Source organism: Vibrio sp. 1069 (assembly GCF_033340555.1).
This window is the reverse complement of record NZ_JAWOWP010000504.1, coordinates 1-639: the sequence shown is the minus strand read 5'-3', so window position 1 is coordinate 639 and position 639 is coordinate 1. Positions and strand designations below refer to the sequence as shown.

At 44.0% G+C, this 639-nt stretch carries 1 protein-coding gene; it reads left to right on the top strand.

The genetic code is table 11. From position 1 onward, the window contains the following. The first annotated feature begins 110 nt into the window (after positions 1 to 110). Positions 111 to 593, top strand: a complete 483-nt coding sequence (locus tag R7040_RS27420; RefSeq protein WP_005480810.1) for a hypothetical protein — start codon at positions 111 to 113, stop codon at positions 591 to 593. Positions 594 to 639: the final 46 nt, after the last annotated feature.

The following is a 639-nucleotide window of genomic DNA, read 5'->3' as shown; positions in this document are numbered from 1 at the left end:
CATAGAAGGCAAAGATATCAGCACCTATACGACACCAACTGTCAGTGAACTGTTGCTCAACGAAGGCTTATATAGAGAAACATTATCTGGTAAATAAGAGGTCGGTTTTCATGGTCAGAGTAGCCGTATTTAGTGCATGTGCGCTGCTTGTGGTGACGCAAGCTAACTCCGCATGTAACTATCTTTCTGATCGCTCCGTGGTGTTTGAAGACAACACCATGCCCATCTGTGAAGAAATTTTTGATACTGTTGGTGTGCTTAGTACCGATACCTTAGATTGGTATGCTGCTGAAGCGACAGCAGAAGGTCCAACAGAAAACTACTGGGAAGAGTGGGCAATCAAATCGCAAGACATTCCGTTTCTTACTCAAAACGTAGACAAAAACTATTTTGGTCTTGGTATTTGGATGCCAGAAGAGCTACGTGAAGAAGAAAACAAAATGACCACAGAAGAGTGGCTTCGCAGCCATGGTCTCATGTTCAGCATCGGTTTTGGTAATAAAGCTGATGGTGAGCCAAGAATGCGCTTCGACTATCGTTGGCACGAGTATTACGACGCCGACTGGATGATGCAAATTGAAGTGCCATTTTAGTTCATCGTTTTTAACCAATCGTTCGATGTGTGTCGTGCTTGGGGTT

What these genes read in the sequence shown, in the direction of transcription:
- R7040_RS27420 (WP_005480810.1), top strand. Translation starts at nt 111, where the DNA reads ATGGTCAGAGTAGCCGTATTTAGTGCATGTGCGCTGCTTGTGGTGACG.